At 56.3% G+C, this 17,649-nt stretch carries 11 protein-coding genes; 1 reads left to right on the top strand and 10 read right to left on the bottom strand.

Going from position 1 to position 17,649, the window contains the following annotated elements:
• Positions 1 to 84: 84 nt before the first annotated feature.
• The 7 genes from N687_RS0118860 to N687_RS24530 form a co-directional block, all read right to left on the bottom strand.
• Complete coding sequence (locus tag N687_RS0118860) at positions 85 to 867, bottom strand: Bro-N domain-containing protein (RefSeq protein ID WP_035462505.1); 783 nt, start codon at positions 865 to 867, stop codon at positions 85 to 87.
• A 111-nt stretch (positions 868 to 978) separates the two neighbouring features.
• The gene (locus N687_RS24535) at positions 979 to 3,324 is read right to left on the bottom strand and encodes a hypothetical protein (protein WP_197029334.1); all 2,346 of its coding nucleotides are present in this window, start codon (positions 3,322 to 3,324) and stop codon (positions 979 to 981) included.
• Between the two features lie 82 nt (positions 3,325 to 3,406).
• The gene (locus N687_RS0118830; protein WP_029423337.1) at positions 3,407 to 4,780 is read right to left on the bottom strand and encodes a hypothetical protein; all 1,374 of its coding nucleotides are present in this window, start codon (positions 4,778 to 4,780) and stop codon (positions 3,407 to 3,409) included.
• 542 nt (positions 4,781 to 5,322) lie between these two features.
• Entirely contained in the window at positions 5,323 to 6,075 is a 753-nt protein-coding gene (locus tag N687_RS0118825) for a hypothetical protein (protein WP_029423336.1), read from the bottom strand.
• A complete protein-coding gene (locus tag N687_RS22590) occupies positions 6,050 to 7,123 on the bottom strand; it encodes a ParB N-terminal domain-containing protein (protein WP_051663460.1) in 1,074 nt (357 codons plus the stop codon). The genes N687_RS0118825 and N687_RS22590 overlap by 26 nt, the downstream gene beginning before the upstream one ends.
• 152 nt (positions 7,124 to 7,275) lie before the next feature.
• Positions 7,276 to 8,148 (bottom strand): hypothetical protein, encoded by an 873-nt coding sequence (locus N687_RS22585; protein ID WP_051663459.1) that lies wholly within the window; start codon positions 8,146 to 8,148, stop codon positions 7,276 to 7,278.
• Positions 8,149 to 8,272: 124 nt separating this feature from the next.
• Entirely contained in the window at positions 8,273 to 8,815 is a 543-nt protein-coding gene (locus tag N687_RS24530; RefSeq protein ID WP_197029333.1) for a helix-turn-helix domain-containing protein, read from the bottom strand.
• A 32-nt stretch (positions 8,816 to 8,847) separates the two neighbouring features.
• Between N687_RS24530 and N687_RS0118800 the strand changes: the two genes are divergently transcribed.
• Entirely contained in the window at positions 8,848 to 9,492 is a 645-nt protein-coding gene (locus N687_RS0118800; protein ID WP_035462500.1) for a hypothetical protein, read from the top strand.
• 139 nt (positions 9,493 to 9,631) lie between these two features.
• Here the strand turns inward: N687_RS0118800 and N687_RS24130 are convergent, their stop codons facing one another.
• From N687_RS24130 to N687_RS0118775, 3 genes are all read right to left on the bottom strand, one after another.
• A complete protein-coding gene (locus N687_RS24130; RefSeq protein WP_156040222.1) occupies positions 9,632 to 10,618 on the bottom strand; it encodes a DUF2653 family protein in 987 nt (328 codons plus the stop codon).
• Between the two features lie 87 nt (positions 10,619 to 10,705).
• Complete coding sequence (locus tag N687_RS0118785) at positions 10,706 to 12,136, bottom strand: ArdC-like ssDNA-binding domain-containing protein (RefSeq protein WP_269320506.1); 1,431 nt, start codon at positions 12,134 to 12,136, stop codon at positions 10,706 to 10,708.
• A gap of 834 nt (positions 12,137 to 12,970) precedes the next feature.
• A complete protein-coding gene (locus N687_RS0118775; RefSeq protein ID WP_156040221.1) occupies positions 12,971 to 17,644 on the bottom strand; it encodes a type ISP restriction/modification enzyme in 4,674 nt (1,557 codons plus the stop codon).
• Positions 17,645 to 17,649 lie beyond the last annotated feature (5 nt).

Below are 17,649 nucleotides of genomic sequence, written 5' to 3'. Positions count from 1 at the left end.
CGGGCTCACTTTTGAATGCACTCTACGACACTTTGGCGGTATACGTACAAAATACAGTTTATCCATGTATGAAAGGCCGCCCCGTCAATGGCAGAGCGGCCATTCTTCCTCCTCCTGAGCCAACTTCCGTCTCAGGATTCCGAGCAGCTTTTCCCTTCCCCGCTCGTTGTACCGGAACGCTGAAACTTGTTTGGCGCTGTGCGGAGATTTGTCCAAGACGTACTGCCCGTATTCCGACGTCTTTAAACTATGCCGGTTCGCAATCCGGCCAACCATGTTTGCGCTGACACCCGCCTCCTCCGCGATGTCCGCAGCCGTGTACATTCTCTCCGTTACGGGGAGCGGGATAAGCTCCAACCCCGTCAACAACTTCGCGCCGACCGCCAGCACACTCTCGATGGCCTTATCCGACAAACGGTCTCGGAACTGCCGTGCCGTGTCAAACAACAGCTTTGCCTGCCGTGTCTTCGCGTTCATCTCCATGATGGCGATCCGCCGAACCTTGAGTTGCTCGGTCTGGTCGTTGCCCACTTTGCGGCCAGGAACCTCGTACCGCCCCGTCTTGCGAATGGACGGAAGCACCTCGTGAGTTACCCAGCGTTGAAACGATTTCGCCTCGGATTTGTGACTGGTGAAGATCAACTTGTACAGTCCAGGTTCATTCACCGCTGTCATCTTCTGCGGGCCGCCAGGGGTGTCCACAGTAATGGACATCCTTTCATCGTCGTCCAATTTCGCAACCGCGTCGCGATACTTGCTGATTTCCAACACCTCGCACACGTCCTTCGCCACAAACCGCGGCTCACCGTCCACCATCACAACCCGAACTGTCTTCTCCTTGTATTCGAACGGAATCAAGCGTTCCATCCGAATCTCCTCCTCCAAGGTTCCTACGGATTCCCCGCTCATTCATCCGCGTCTTGCATGACAAGAAGGCAAAAATAAAACCGCTCCGCATCTCCGCGGAGCGGCCGTACTTCAATATCCGAGCCTCAAACTGTTGCCCGGCGGCAGTCCGACCGACGGGTCGCCGTAAATCATCCCGAGCGGTCTGTACGATTGGGGCGCCTGCGCCTGCTGCAGCAGACTGTCGTCCACCAGCCGAGTGAACCAGTATGCGGGTACACCCAACGTGCTCGCCACGTTAGGCGCACTCACAGTGAACTCACCCGCCGGGGTGTTCACCGTGACGGTGAACGAGATGTGCGCGCCCTGCGCGAACGCTGTCGCGGGATCGTTGCTCAGGCTCCACGCCGCCTCCTCCGGCTGGCCGTTCTTGTACACGCCCTTCGGGATGTCCGTCCAGCAACTGAACACCTCCGACGCTGGCGGCGGCGGCTCGTCCAGGCCCAGAAGACCCGTCCCCTGCGTCTGCAGAGTCTCCGTATTGAGAATCAGCGGCTTCGTCCACGTGATGCTGCCACCGTCCGGATTCGTCATCGTGAACGTCACCGTGCCGCTCGTTGGAATGGCGTGCGGAGAACCCGTCCAGACGTACCTGAAACCAAACCCGCCATCAACGCGCACCCACACCGTCGGTGTCTGCTGGCCAATCGGCGGGCCGTAGGTGTGGAACAGTTGGCCATTCACCCAAATATCGCTCGAAATCTGGTTGGCGTTGGGACCGCCCACTTCCCACCCGGTCCAACCATGACGTTGGAACAGGTCACAGAAAAGACCTGGGCACTGCGCCGGGTCCCACTGCCAAGACGGAACCGGCATCCACATGTTGGTCGGCGTGCCTGGGTCGTAGGACAACCCGGAGATCTGGCCGTTCGTAACCGAGTGCCGGTACACTTGTGTCTTCTGCGTGGTGTTGTCCCCACATCCGACGAACACTCGGACAATGGTGCACTGCTGGTTTCCATTGGCGTCCGTCGTGCATCGCTGTTGATTCTGGTAGATGGGGTACGGGTCATGGCGGGTCCAAACCAATTCTTCGTCTCCATTACCGAGGCTCACCCAGTGCACGTCCGAATCGTATGGCGCCGGACATTGGCCAGATCCGCCGCCACCGGATCCACCGCCACCGCCCGTACCACCGCCTGAACCGCCACCCGAGCCTCCGCCGGAATTGGACCAGGTAACGGTCACGGTGTTGGAGGCGATCTGCTGCCACGTCACGGTGTCGATCAGGTACGCGACATACGTGTCGGTCAGCGGACTTTGCGAAGTGGCCGTGGTATTGAACGACATCACGTTCATGTCCGACCAGGCTTGGTTGGAACCGCCGATGGTTCGGTCGCTGCCCTGATCGACGATTTCAATCCCCCACGCGTGGCCGTTGGACAACCCGCCGGTTGTGGCGGTCAGCGTTGAGGATTGTCCGACAGGCAGGTTCGTCGGATTTGCAGTCAGGACAATGCTGTCCCTACCTGCGCTGCCACCACCGCCGCCGGATCCACCGCCACCGCTCGTACCGCCGCTGCCCACGGTGAACGTGGTTGTCACCGTATTGCTCTGGCGGTCAACACCGTCCCAGACGGAGGCGGTGACCGTGTAAGTCCCATTCGGGAACGTCACTGACGGCGTGATGTCATCCACGCGATTGGAATACTGACTCCCGCTCTCCACCTGAACATTCGGGACGCCAGCGTTAGATGTCCCGTTTGGTTGCCACACCACCTGGCCGTTTGAATCCCGGATGGTGATCTGGTCGAAGTGGTGCGTGGCCAATTGGTACCACAGCGGCACAGTGGTGTTGAAATGCAGGGTGACGGTGTTGCCGGTGACGGTCGCCGAAATGCTGTTCGCCGTGGGCGGTGCGCTCGGGTTCACCGTGAAGATGTGGTTGTACGTCGGGTAAGTCTTCCCTGTGCTTGGATCTGTGTACGTTCCGCCATTCGCAGTGAACCCGGAGTCGGAGACTGTGGCTCCCGATTCGTTGGCCACCGTGGCGAAGGGGACGAGGTGGGTCAGGTTTCCAGTGTCACTATCTGTTATAGTGAATTGTTGGCTCTGTGCTTGGGGCTGTACAAAGTCTAGATTGCCCTGCAGGGCACTCACCCACGACGATACATCCCCCTGATAAATCGCCAAGTAGCCGTTGTTGGCAGGTGAGTTCTGGGTGTCAATCTGGAGGATGTTGCGCCCGTTCGCTTGAGCGAAAGCAATCTTGACGGCCCCGAAGAAGTTAGGCCATCCGGGAGGCGGTGGAGGATTCAGCCTAAAATCATCTCCCCCCCCTATAGCATAATAGCCCCCGGAGGAGTCATAATAAAACTTCCCAAGGCTGTCCGCGTATGCTGGCGTCGCCACCAATTCCGCCAACAGCGCGGTAGTCAGCGCGGAAAAGGCAGCAAGCCGTCGTTTCCTGTCAAGCAATTGACATCACCTCCACCACGAGACGACTTGCAGGGCAAAGAAGAAGCCCCCTGCCGGTTGCAGGAGGCGTGAGAGGCGTGAATCATGACCCGATACTTCCACTATCGTCCTGCCCAGCCCCATCGTCACGAGGTTGAGCAAAGTTCGGAACGCCGTTGCTGTTTTTGTATGTGACGGTGAATCCAATCCCACCGAGCGGCGTCTCATTCATTGTCAAAGCGCTCACCATGAAACCATAGTTGCCATTGGTGTTCGAGATGGTGAGCGTCGTCCCGCCGTGATCCGGCCCCGGCGGATACAAACCAGCCGCATTGCCGTAAAGGAAGTTCTTAGCCGCCACCCCCAACGTCACATTCGTGCCATTGGTATCCGGCAGCTTGACGTAGATTTTCGACCAGTCCGAATTTCCCCATACCTGAACCTGGTCGAACCACTTCGTGGCCTGCGCCAACCCGTCCTGATACTTCGCCTCCGGGACCGAGTTGTTGTGAACCACGCCATACCACGCCAGATACTCGCTATAGAACGGCACATGCAACGTGTACACCCCGTTGCTCACCTTGTACCCGTTCAGCCACCACTTCAGGTTGTCGATGATCTTGTCCGCCTCATCCGTGGTGATTTGGTCGCTCGCGCTGGACACAGCGGTTCCGTCATACAGACCGTTGATCTGCGCCCACGTGAACGGGTCACTCGACGCCTCGTACTGCAAATCATACGGATGGAACTGCCCCGCATACGTGACGCCCTTCGACGCCGCCGCCCACTTCGCCAGCCAGTTCGCAATATCGCCCGCTGTCACCGGGTCGGTGGTCGGCGTGACTCCCGCGTCCTGCATCGAGGCGTACTTCACAATGTCCCAGTTAGACGTGGCATTGAACGTCGCCCACATCTCATTCGCCATGTCCTGTTGCGTGACGGCGGGCGGGTTGCCAACGGTCATCGTCCAGTTCGTGCCGTCCCACCCCGGCGTGATTCCGAGCCGCTTGGCGGCCAGCTCCAGGTAGTAGATCGGCACATACGTCGTCGGCTGGCCGCTCGCAGGATCGGTGGCCGTGATCCGCGGCGCGTACAATACCGTCTTGCCGTTGATCTGTACCGCCATCGTCTGCGGCGTCACCTTGCCGCTCGTCGGCAGATTCGACAGGTCAACGCTCATGCCATCCGGCGCGGTCATCGACAGCACACCGCTCACGCCGTCCCACGTAGTCTTGATTCCCGCCTGCGTGAGTGCGGTGTACACGTACCACACTGGCAGCCAGCTTGTCGAAGTTCCACCCCACGGATCCGGGGCAACAGTGTGCTTTGGCGAGGACTCGACCACGCCGTTGTAGATGATGTTCGTCGCGTACTGCGCTTTCGATTGCTGGCTCGCCGCCAGCGCCTGCGGAACGAAAGAAGTCGTTGCGAGGATTGCGGCGCTTCCCGCCAGAAGCGTTCCGAGTTTGGTCTTCATGCTTCATCACCCTCCTGTACATAGCCGTGTTGTATGGCAAACGTCCGACCGTCTAGTTGCTCTCGCATTTCCTGGCTACAGTATACTACTATTCCATTTGTATGTAAATATCCTTTGTTTACCCAAAACCTCTAAGCACACTTTCGTCATCATTATGGCGACAGCATGGCAAAACGAAAAAGGCCGCCCACACATTCTTGTGGACAGCCGTCTGTCTCGCAGAGAGAATCAACCATTTATTGAGAAAAGATGAAATCTATGATAGGCTTTGTGTGGGAGGGGCAAACCTCTCTCTGCCACCCCCTTTGTCGAAAGGGGGTGATCAGGTTGAGCGTCTGGCATGTCATCGGTTTTGCGTTGTTCGGGCTTGCTGCTGTATTGCACGAGATCCGGCACGTAAAACACGATGGCCCCCGTCCCCGCCAGAGACGTGGGGGCCGTCGCTCGAACCGCAGGAGGGGTTAACCCTCCTGCCATATTCAGTGTTATTCTACCACGCCGCTGTTTATTCCGTCCATGCCTCGTTCCCCAACACGCCCACATCAGTGCACTCCTTGTGCCCCCTCTATCATCCCGTGCAAGCAGAACAACCCTTCCTGAAGCGCCCGCTGAATCGCCGCTTCGTACCGCTCGTACACCCGCAACTCTTCTTCGTATACCGGATAACGAATTGCCTGCTCCCACTGCCGCTTGAAGTGCTCCTCCACCAGCTGTTGGATCTCTTCCATCGGCTCATGCTCCAAACCCTTTCCGATCCGCCTGATTGCCGCACTCATTTTCTCCAGGAGTTCCCGGTTCTGCGCGTTGACGGACAGCAGGTGTTGCGCTTCCCGACTGCGCAGCGCCCCGCGAGAATACATGGCTTCCAGCAGCCGCAGTCCCATGACCGCCGCAGCCTTGTTCCGCCATCCGGGGTCCGCGAACGACCTCGCAAAGCACTCGGCCTTCGCACGGCTTTTGACAAACGTCGGCTCCGTGAGCTTACCGGCGGCATACCGGATGAACGGAACGAAGTATCTTGCGTGCCAAACTCCTTCTGAAAAGTGATCAGGGTGCGCCTGCATATACAGCGTGAGCACACCAGAGCGGTTTGGATAATCGCGCAGCCAGGCAAGCAGCATGGATTTGCTCGCCGTCCCCTCTGGCACACTGTCCATTAGATCGGTGTAGTGAATCCGCACGCAGCGCCGGGCCAGGAAAATCTCGTGTGCGACATCCAGTTCCCATTCTACCCGGCGTTGGATCTCTGCTTGAGCAAAGGCAACCGGATCAAGCAAGGACAGCGAATTCTCCATCGACCGTCACCTCCGCGCCCCGATTCTTCTCTATTACCAACAGCGCTTCCAACTCGCGAATCGTCTCCTCCAGCGCTTCGATACAGTTCCTGATGACGGCGGCAGTTCCAGGGTCAGGCGCCCAGCCGTCTGGCTCCTGCTCCGCCAAACGGGCTTGCATCTTCGCCCGATGCGACACAACCGTTTGGTGAAGATCCGCTACAACATACCGAACCTTGTCCCGAAGCCCTTGTTCAATCGCCGCGCGGGAAAGTTCGGCAATTTGCCTGTCCTGTTCTTGCACACGCGCCTTCAACGATTCGTAATCGTCCGGCGGAACAATTTTCTCCTCTACCACAACTTGCCGCTCATTTCGGGCCTGTTCAAGCTCATCAAGCCACTCTTGCTCCCGTTGCTCCATCTCGCTCAGTAATTCCCGCTCCCGCGACCTTGCGGCCTCCACCGCCCTCGCCAGTTCCTCCCGCTGACGCTCCGCTTCGGCGATGCGGCGTTCGGCTTCCGCCAGCTTACGTTTGGTCTCCTCGTAAGCTCGGTGGATGCTGATCTCGCCTTCGTCCAACTTGCGGATGGTTTCGGCGTCCGCATGATCGGCGATAAACTTTGCCTTCTCATATGTGCGACCGCTACCGAAACCAGCCTGCCCGGCAACAATGTCTCGGGTTTGTCCGGACAACCCTTCAGGTAATTTTTCCTGAACCCCTGAGCGTTGCCGTTCTTTCGCCTTCAACGCCTCGACCTGCTCCAACCTCCGCGCCCACTCAACCCGCTCCGAGAAAGTGAACTCCTTTCGATTCTCGTTCTCGGAGATCTCCAGCCGAAGCTGGTGTTCATAGTCCTTGACCGTCATGACCCGGACTTCGATCTGCTCGTAGCCGAGGAGTTTGCAGGCCCGCAACCGCCTTTCCCCTGCGATAAGTCGAAGCTCGGGCGTGACTACCGGCGGATTGATTAGTCCGTTCTCCCGAATATCATCCGCCAGCTCCTGCAAATCGCCAAAGTCTTTGCGGATGCGGCCTTCAACGACGATTTTGTCGATCTCGACCAACAAGAAACATTACCCCCTTGCGCGAAAGGATCCGTCCCACACAACCGCGCACTGCATGGCAAAACAAAAACCGTCCCGCTCAATTAGCAGCACGGCCAAGGTTGCATGGCAAACAAAAGGCCGCTCACCATGTCAGTGGGCGGCCACGCATGTCGTCAAACCCGCACCCTCAACGCTTCCAAGACCGACGCCTTCCACCGAATCACATACTTCGTCGTCGAAACCCGGCGATCCGGGTGGAAAATTTCCACCGGCATCAACTTCGCGTACCGCTTGCCCGCGTCGGTTAGCGTCCATTCCCTATCGGCCTCAACCCAGCGCTGCAAACCCGCCTCCGACAAGAGCCGGTTCATCTTCTTGCCGGACATCGGCGGATTCATCCTCCGTCCAAGTTCCGTAAGCGAACACGTCTCCTCCGTATCGTCTTCGCGCACCAGACGCTTGAACTCGCTCAAATCAACCCCGAACTCGTGCTCTGTGTGCGACAACGCGACGAGCGCCGCCGTCCCGTCCGACACGCCCAACAGTTTGCAGAGGCGTTTCTTCTGATTGACCGCTGTGACAATGTTCCGCCACGAAATGCGGTTGACGGCTCGGGCCACAACCTGCGGCGCAGACGCCCGAGTTTCCTCTTCGACGTTGAGCAGATACGTGCGAACCGTCTTGGCCACGTCACTATCTCTCAGCAGCATGCCAACTCGGAGGATGGCACGTCGGGGAATCAAAGTTAGTGACCGAACCTTCGAAGACAGTCCAAGATTTGCCGGGTCCCCAAAAGACCTGACAAACTCTTGTAATTCTGCGCCGCTCAATACATTCAAGCCATCTTCAGCAAGCTCATCGCGGTGGTCCTTGATTACGGACTTGATAGCTTCGATACCAACCTCGTAATAGCCTGCCACCATCTCGACCGTCGCATTCACACCATCAGGTAGCAGCGACAACGCCTTGACCTTGTTCAACACGTCCACCCTGTCCGCCAAATGGTCCCGCAGCTCCCGGACTTCCAACAACACGTCCGCATTCACGCGACTTCAGCCTCCTGTGAGCAATGTTTCTTCATTCGTCGGAGGCTTGCAGGGCAAAACAAAAGCGCCGTCTCTCACGGCGCCCTGAACTCTGTTCTGTCAGTCACCGCATCGGCAGCGACCCTCAACGTTGATTGACCCTCTTCATCTCCTCCGCCTCTTCCTCGGACAGCCCCGTCAACTCCACCACGTCGGCCACAGAAGCCCCCTGGCTAAACATCCGCTCCGCCACTTCCCGCTTACCCTGTTGAATCCACTTCTCCTTGAATTTTTCTTCAACCTCCCGCAAAAGCTCCGTCATCTCATTTGGCTCTTCCTCAATCAAATCATCAACGGAAACCCCTAACACTCGCGCCAGCTTTTTCGCCACAAACACCGTGGGCGCCGTCCGATTAGTCTCAATCTCGCTGATATGGCTCTGCGACACTCCGCTCAATCTTGCCAATTCGCTCTGAGTTAGTCCGGCTCGTTCGCGTGCTTCGCGCAGACGAATGCGCATGTTCATTGCTGGTTCCACACCCTTTTGATAATCTATCGACATGGGAATAAGCCATTTTTGCATATACAGACTCCAATTCTTCTTTTTCTTCGACAGTATTTTGCCAAGGGTCATCAAAAGGTAGACGAATGTAAAGAAATTTACGAAATCCAACGGCTCTAATGACATAGTTGATTACCACCACCTGGGAGAAGCTTTTGATGGAAAGGACATCACAACTCGTCGGGAATTTGGTGAAGAAAGAAGACGCGTTGTTTCCGTTCGCATTCTTGACCTGGTTCGCCTATCACTACGACCCTGCCATACTAAAACCGTTCCAAATAAGTCTCATATCCGTGGTCCATATCTCATCCTTGACCACTTGGATATCCATTGCGGTAGCTTTGATTTCAGCATGGAATAAATTAGCAACCATTATGACGTCTCTTTGGCTAATTTGGCGTATTCTGATGGTACTCATCCCATCGTGGCAGGAACGTGCTGAACAGAATTGGTCCAGAAGCACCAGGGTTAGCCTGGGTTGGTTTCTGCGAAGCTCCCTCTGGTGGTGGAACCTGTACGCCTTTCAAATTCTGCTCTCCATTCCCGTAGCACATGTGGCAACTTATCCCAAACTGCTCGTTTACCCGTACCCAATCTTCGCTCTCATTCTTCTCGTTGCATGGATAGCGGGTGCAACCGAAAACGAGCCCAAAAATATAACGGCGAATATCGTAATCAAATCTGCAAACATCGTAATTCAAAATGACAATGGTCAAATGAACAACGAACGGAAAGAAAAGTACCGTCAACCCCTTTCATCGCGGTTCGTCTCCCATACAAAGACCACCGATGATAACCGCTAAAAGGGCATTCAATAACGGCAACGAAATGTGAAACAGCACAGACACACCGCCTCCCGTCTAAGTCTCACCTTTAAGAGGCTTGCACGGCAAAACAAAAGCGCCGTCTCTCACGGCGCCCTGAACTCTTTACTGACTTCCCCTACACCACCACGGCATCCGCGGTGACCCCGTTTTGTTCAGAAAACTGCAAGTCCACCCGCACCCGGTGCGGCGACACGCCCTCACGTTCCGCAACAAACTCCGCCACGGCGTCCACCATGTCCTGCTGACTCAACTGCCTGTGCCGCCATCCGCCGATTCTCGCATCCGCCGCAAACCGGCCATTGTCGAACTGCAGGTCAACCTCGACTTGCTGTGGTGGACAGCCTTCCCTCCGCGCGACGTATTCGCAGCAGGCATCGACCATCGCCTGTTCATCCAAGTACATCGCCATACCAGCCCCCGAGTCACCCGCCGCCCCCGGCGACACTGTGGCGAACACGCCCGCTCTCTTCTTTCGACGACGCCGTACCAGTGCCACGATGGCCAGCACCACGGCGGCCAACAAAACCAAGTCAAGAATCGTGCCAACCCATGACCACCCCGGAGCAGCCGCTGCCATCCCAGCAGGTGTCGCTCCGATTCCCCCGGACGCGTACACCGGAGCTGCGGCGTATGGTGCAGACCATCCCCATCCGAACGGGTGCAGCATGCTGCCAAGCAACATCCCCGCTCCGAATGCCGCTACGTGCCCGGCCGACAGCGACGGCCTCTGCACCGTGCCCGACGAGTACCCGGAGGTTGGCGTCCTGACGTTTGGCGACGGCGCCTTGTAGCCGGAATGATACGTGGAACTCGAACCGGTTGTCGTGCCAACGCTCGAAGACGGGGCGGTGTACCCGGAACGGTACGAGGAACCGGACCCCGCCGTCGCCCCGGCTGCACCCCGGCTTCCCGATACAGTGCCAGCACTTAACGACGGAGCAGTATAACTGGAGTGATACGCGGAACCGCCACTGAACGTGGAAGAACTCGACACTCTAGACGAGTAGGTGCTTCCGCCTCGATAGGTGGCCGCGTCAGCAATCGTGGGCTGAACAAGGAACAGACAGGCGGCTGTCATCAATACCCAGCGACGCATTCTCATGAACCGTCCCCTCCCTCACCGCGTAATGATAGCACAGCCCACCAACCTAGGATTCGGCCATTCGCGGAATTGCGCAACCCGCTGCCGTCACGCGCTCAAACTCCGCGCCCTCTCTGCCTCGGCCTCGGACTCGCGTTCGATCTCCTCGATGATCTGACGCGCCGTCCGCGTGATCCGCTCCATGCTCTCGCGGAACAGCCGCTTGTTCCCACCGCTCCAGCCAGCCACATACCCGACGCTTTGGTCCGACGTGTCGAACCCGAACGCTTCGCATACGATAAACGCCACCGCCTCGGCCTCGACCTCCTTTTGCTGGCGGGGCAATCGTCGCCCGGCGTCGGACGTGTGCAGAAGCGCGTGCGCATACTCGTGGATGAGTGTTTTCGCGTTCTGGTTTGGCGTGTTGCCTTGGCTCAACGCGATCTTCCCGGCATCCGGGTCGTACCACCCGCGCGCTCCATCCATCCGCTCGGCGGGCAGGTGCTCAATCGGAATCGTGCGGCTCACTACCCGCGCAAGGCGGTCATACAGTGCCTGGTGCCGGTTGCCCTCAATGTTCATGTTCACGTCCAGCGTCGGCAACGGATTCCCCTCTGTTTGGGAAACATCGAACACTGTCACGAGCTTGAACCCGGACAGGCGCCGCACCACCACTGTTTCGCCGTTCTCGTCCGTCTCCTCGACGTTCTTGAACAACGGCGCGAAGATTTTGATCCCCTTCTCGCCTCGCATGACATGCCTGCCCATCTCGGTCCACTTCTTGTACCCGGCCACCAGTGTCGCGTTCGGGCGCTGGCTGAAAATGAGCAGTTGGTTGTGGAAGCTGTACCTCGGCATCGAAGCGACGAATCGCAGGTACTCCCGGAACTTGTCCGAGTCGTACAATTCGTCGAGCAGTCGGTTCATCCGCTCATACGCCTGCCGTACCCGCTCGTCCCGGCTGCGCGTGACGAACGCCTGCTCCGCGGTTCCTTGATCCAGGGCCGTTGCGTCGTATAGCTCGTCCTGAAGCGGCGCCTCGTCCGCCTCGACCGCCCCTTCCAGCGGCGCGCCCCGATCCGCCCACCGAGCGGCGCCCGCTTCGCTCAAGCCCAGCGCCCGTGCCCGCATGTACAGTTCCTTGTTTGGGCCGCGGTACGGCTCGTCAACAAACGCGGTGTACTGGTGCCTCGGAACCCTCTGTGCTGCCTCATGCAGCTCCTCGACTGAATACTCCTCCAACGGCCGGATCGAAGGCGCCAGGTGCAGCATCGCACCCTGCGTCGTCATCAACGGCGCGTGCTCGTCCGGGACATCGGTGCGAACCAACGGTCGGCGCAGGAACCTTTGCACCCGTTCGTCGGTCAGCGCGCTCCAGCCCCTTGGAATCCTCGGCTCCAGCCCGGCGTCGCGGCGCAGGTTCTTCGCGCACACCGGCCCGACGCCACGCCGGATACTCAGCACCGCCAATAACTTTCTGGAACAACGTAGGCAGTTGCTCATCTCGGTTCCCTCCCGGTGAAGGATGTTTGGCTTCACCGGGAAGCGGGGTGCAGGGCAAAACGAAAGCGACGGTTGGGCCTATGCTTCCATCGTGTTACATCGTCAGATCCAGCCTGATGCCTGGTAGACAGAGTGCAGAGCGCATGAGTTCCTTCAAGGCTTCCTTCCCGCCCGAACACCGTGCGTCTTCCCGCCGCACGAACAGCGACAGGTGGACACCGGCGCGGTTGACGTCTGGCACCGGATTGAGCACGACGCGCGACGTCTGCGCCGTCCAGTGCACATATCGGCGCTTGAGGAACCAGCGGGCGCCTTACCTTCCGAATGCGACGATCTCGCGCTTCGGATGGGCGCAAACTCGTCCACTTCCGTGAAGCACGGTGCAGGAGCAAGGTCTGGATGGTATCGCCACGCTGCCTGCCATGTCCGCGCAATATCCACCATGCCAGGGACGAGCGTATCCGCAGTGCCTTCCTCAATCACTGACGGAGTTCGGCTGATTCGGCCGTCCCAATATTCGCGATGGCCGATGATCCGATATTTGTCACCTGACTTTTCAATCCGGCAGTCGGTCCATTGCTTGTCCCGTGCGATATCGTCCACGGATAGGTCGTTGGCGCAGAGTTTCTCCGCTTGCTCGTACACCTCGCCCAATGTAGCCCGTTCGAGACCCTTGTTCTCCGACGAAAAGATTTTGCCAAGCGTATCCATTTGACATCCCTCCTTGTCATGTACATCCAAACACGAAAGCGCCGGTTCTCCCGGCGCGTCTCAGTGTTTGAGTTGCTGCAACACAGCCAGTTTCCAGCAAATCGCGTACTTCGTCGTTGCGACGTTCTTGTCCGAGGGGTGTGGAGGGCAGAATCCGCGTTATGACCCCAAAGCCGAAGGCAACTGCTCCACTATCTTGACTGTGTCCGCAGCTACACGCACAGCGCGTTTCACCAAGTCCACAATGTACCGCGGATTTTGGGCGGTCTCACGGGCCCAGGCATTGGGATCGTTGATGATGCCACTCGCTCGATCCTGTTGAATGCGGTATTGATCCACGACCCACTCAATCGGAGATCGCCCGTTCACTTGATACTGGAATGCCTCTTGCGGTATACCCCGAAGGGTGATCCATTCGTTCACAACAACAGACGCGCGATCTTCGTTGAATCTCATACGCTCTACTCTGTATTTCTCCCACGGATCATCCGGTGCGTTTCTTGCGACAACTTCTTCCAACGGATATGGCTCCACCTCATAGTGGATGTGCAACTCTGCAAGCTCGCGACCCGCTCCACTAAATGCCCAAAAGTCCGGCGCAAACGGGATTCTCGGCAACTCCCGCCTCAAATCCGCAGCGAAACGTTCGCGATAGTCTGGGGCGTGAAGAACGCCATAGACGTAGTAGAATACATCATCTTTGGTGATGTTCAGATCACTGTAGTGCTGTTGAAACTGAGTAAGCGCGGCATCTGTGATACCCTCTCGCCGAGAAAGCACACTTTCTTCGTTGGCAAACAAGTCATTCTGCGCTAACGACGAAACTTCGTAAATGTATAAGGGAAAGCATTGCCCATTTGACATCATTTGCACATCCGGAAGCATATCCGTAATGAAACAGGCAAACGTGCGACTCCCCCCAACCCCTTGTACCACAATCACCCGATTCTCTGCATCCGGACTTGGGAAGAGGCGCGGTTGTTGATATACACGATGGTTAAACACTGGATCAAAATACAACCACCGCTTTGCAAACGGCCGATACAATGCTGGCCGGATCTTTTCAGAAGCAAAAGGACTTCGTCGTCCGTTTACAGCGTGCCGTCTCAGACTTGAACTCCAACTAATGGCTCGCGGATCGTTGTCTTGTTCCGATTCAGGTTTTCCCAATTGAGACTCGTAGGTTGCAATCATCGCTTGCATGTTTCGCGCAACCGCTTCTCGGGAAAAATTGTAAACCCATGCATCTCGATTTGTCTGTACTCCTGCTGAATGAATATCGAATATCTTCACATCCCGTGATGAACGATCGCCTCCAAGAGGCAAAAAGGACGCAAAGATATCGCTACGCTGGTTAATCCAATCCCCTGCCGCATTGGGCACAATTCGAGTCCACGGTACGCCTTGCACATCATGAAATTCTTGGATTTTCGCCAATTTATCCTCGCGGCTGAGATAGTTGCCGATATCATGATAAAAAACTTCTGCGGAACCTGTATGCGCTGGATCTTTCACCAACACTACCAGCGCTGCGCCGGCCTGAATTGGGAAGACACTTTCCCCTTCTTGTCGTGCCCCTTCTCGATCGTGCGCCCGAATCGCACCGCGCACGTTTCCTCGAAGATTGATCACATAAATCGATGTAAACTCCTCAACAAGAGTTTTTCTCACTCCGTCCATAGCATTGCCGTCGATCCAACCTGCGTTGGTCACAAACGCAATGACACCTTGAGCGCCTAGCCGATCGGAAGCCCAACGAAAAGCACGAATGTATGAGTCGTACAAGCTGTTTCGATTTTGCGCTGTAGAACTCGCAGCATATGTCTGAGAAATCCGCTGATCCAATCGTTCGTAACGCAGATTTTGATTGGCTTCATTTTCACGACGCTGCGTCGCTCTCCACGGCGGATTTCCCACCACCACCGTAATCGCTGCATCGCGTTGCGCACGCATCAGCTCAGTATAATCATCAGAAAAGAACTCTGTATGCCATTTGCCGTGTTCCTCTTGAAGCTGGAACGAATCGACCCACAACACCGGTAGATTCCATCCCGGATCTTCTCCAGTTTGCTCGCGAATCGTCCAGCGCAGGTTGGTCATCAGCAAGTAGTATGCGAACAACTGGACGTCATTTGCCCAAAACTCGCGTTCTGCCAATTTACGCTGGATTGTGTCCTTATCCCAGCGATTCAACATGCGCACTGGAAACGTCCCAGTGCCTGCGAATGGATCAATAATCGTCACTCCAGACGACGCCATCGTCTTGCCAAAATGCTTCTGAAGGACAACGTCGACGCTGTTCAACAAGAAATCGACAAGCTCGACGGGTGTATACACGATGCCCAAGCGATCGGCCGCGCGTGGAAAGACCGACTGGAACAGTGTCTCGAATAACTGCCGTAACAACTCTTGACGCTGAGCATGCGTCGTAATGCCTTCTGCACGGCGGCGAATTCGACGATAAAAATCCTCAAGGCTTGCACGTTCACGTTCCAAGAACGCCTCAAACGCCTGGGTGATTCGATCAAACGCCTTCGCAACCGGTGCTTCGATTAGATCATCACCAGGGAACAATGACGAAAACACTGGCGCCAGAATCCAATGTTGCACCAAGAAGTCTTTTGCATCCTCTTCAGGGAGATTCGGATGAAGCACCTCTTTTAACGCTTCGACATAATCTCGGAAAGCCGCCTGGGCTTCCGCGAACATATCAAATTCAAATGACCGCAACACAGTATCCAGTTGCGTACGTAAACGTTGCGCAACCTGATGAATAATGTCCTGGAATGCCGCGAAATACGAGCGATCCTGAACGGGTTCCACGAGTTTTGTTGTAATGGCGCGTCGAACCTGTGCTTGCAGTTCTTCAGGCATTTCAAGATCCAAATGAAGTTGAATTTCTTCCCCGCCAGACTCACCTGAATCGTTGCTTTCATGCGATTGCAGCAACTTCCGAATCCGCACATCCGCCGCATCATCCAACGCTCTCAGTGCGTTGATGATCTGAATCAGCGGACGGAAAGCCTCTTCTTGTGGCAAAATGAGTTCTTCAAGTTGTTCCTCAGTAACGGTTGCGTTCGAATCGACATCCAAAATCACAGGCACCAGAATCGTCCCGATCTTGTCAGGCCGATTTGCTGGTTTGCGAACCACACGACCAATGGCCTGAATCACATCAATCTGACTTTTGCGCGGTTCCAAAAATACGACAGCATCCAAATCAGGAACGTCGATACCTTCCGTGAGTACACGGGCATTCGTGATCAACACGTGTTCTACGAGGTTCCCCTCTGGATCAGACAAGGTTTCAAGGCACCGAAGGAGCCTGCTCCGCTCGCGCATGGACATGGTTCCATCCATGTGAGCGACAAATGTTCGATATTCATCACTCATTTTGTCGGCGTACTTATGCCACGTCTCAACAATTTCTCGCGATCTCGCTCGTGAGTTAACGAACGCAATGAGACGTTGCAACGGCGGTTGCACAGATGTGTCATGCAATGTTTTCCACAACGCGTGAACTCGGACAAGATGGGGGATTGACGGTGCATCCGACTCTTGAAGCCATTCAACAAATTGTTGCTGAACATTTTGCTCATTAAAGATGACCACTCGAATTCGATAGTCAGCCAAATAGCCGTCTTCGACGCCATCACGAAAACTGTAGCGGAAGAACTCGGGGCCAAAGACCTCAACATCATCCATGCTATAGGTTTGTACGCCTTCTCCAGAAAGCCTATTTCGCAGAGTTTCGGTGAAAATACGTGGTGTGGCCGTCAAGTAGAGCCGACGTTTGGCCTGGATTTTTCCATCATCGTGGAACATCAGAAAGCCCGACGGATCCTGCTCTTCTCGCGTAACGCCCGTTGTACGATGCGCTTCGTCTGCGATTGCCACATGAAACACCGGCAATCCTTGCTGTTGCGCATCGGCAACCACCTGTAGCGACTGATACGTGCTCACGACAACTGTGATCGCATCTAAGACAGGCTTTGCTGCGCGAGCGAGCATGTCTGCGTTCGTCGTCGGCGGGATAACGAGCGAAATGTCTCCTGTTTCGTCATTTCGTCCGACACCCCGGTCGGATGTTACCGCAACAAAGCGCAGCGGAAGAGTAGTATCACGTTTCCAAGCTCGAATCGTCTGGTTCACGAGCGCAATCGAAGGAGCGCAAAAGAGTACAAGGTCACCAAGACAAGCAACGCGCTCGACTATTCGTAACGCGACGAGCGTTTTGCCAGTTCCGGGGGGCATGATGCATTTTCCGCGGTCATTTTCTTGCCACCCCGAGAGAATCGCCTCGATGGCTCGCTCTTGATACGGGCGTAAAACGGCTGGTGCATGCCGAACAAGCTTATCGGAAGCGCGCCACGTAAAGCGTTCCCAATTGACATCGGCTTGCTCAAAGTCGTCACCCGTCCAAACGGCAATTCCGCGCTCCTGGCAGCGTGCTTCTGCAGTGCGCGTGACGCCCCCCACTGCAACCACCAGGAGCTTCGCAAACGAAAATCGCGGAGACGTCGCAGACGCGACAAATGTGGAAAGCTCGCGCCAATCTACAGGAGCGCGATGGTCCTTGGACTGAATGGCCCAGAGGTTGTGATCGGTGTCCTCGGCCACTAAGTCAATTCCTTCATCCTGCAGTGAATACCCTGGGTAAGTATCTATCATCCAGTCCTGATATGTTTTCACCCACAAGAATCGAGCTCCCGGATAATGCCCATCACGCAAAAACGCCAGCAAAAATCGTTCAAATAACCGGCCACGTTCCTGAGGAGACGATGCTTGTTGCTCTAAAGCCTCATATTGCTCCCAAAACGTCACCTGACTCACCCATT

It is taken from the genome of Alicyclobacillus macrosporangiidus CPP55 (assembly GCF_000702485.1).
In the GTDB taxonomy this organism is placed as follows: domain Bacteria; phylum Bacillota; class Bacilli; order Alicyclobacillales; family Alicyclobacillaceae; genus Alicyclobacillus_H; species Alicyclobacillus_H macrosporangiidus_B.
Note: the sequence above shows the minus strand (reverse complement) of the source record. Positions and strands in the feature narration are given on the sequence as shown.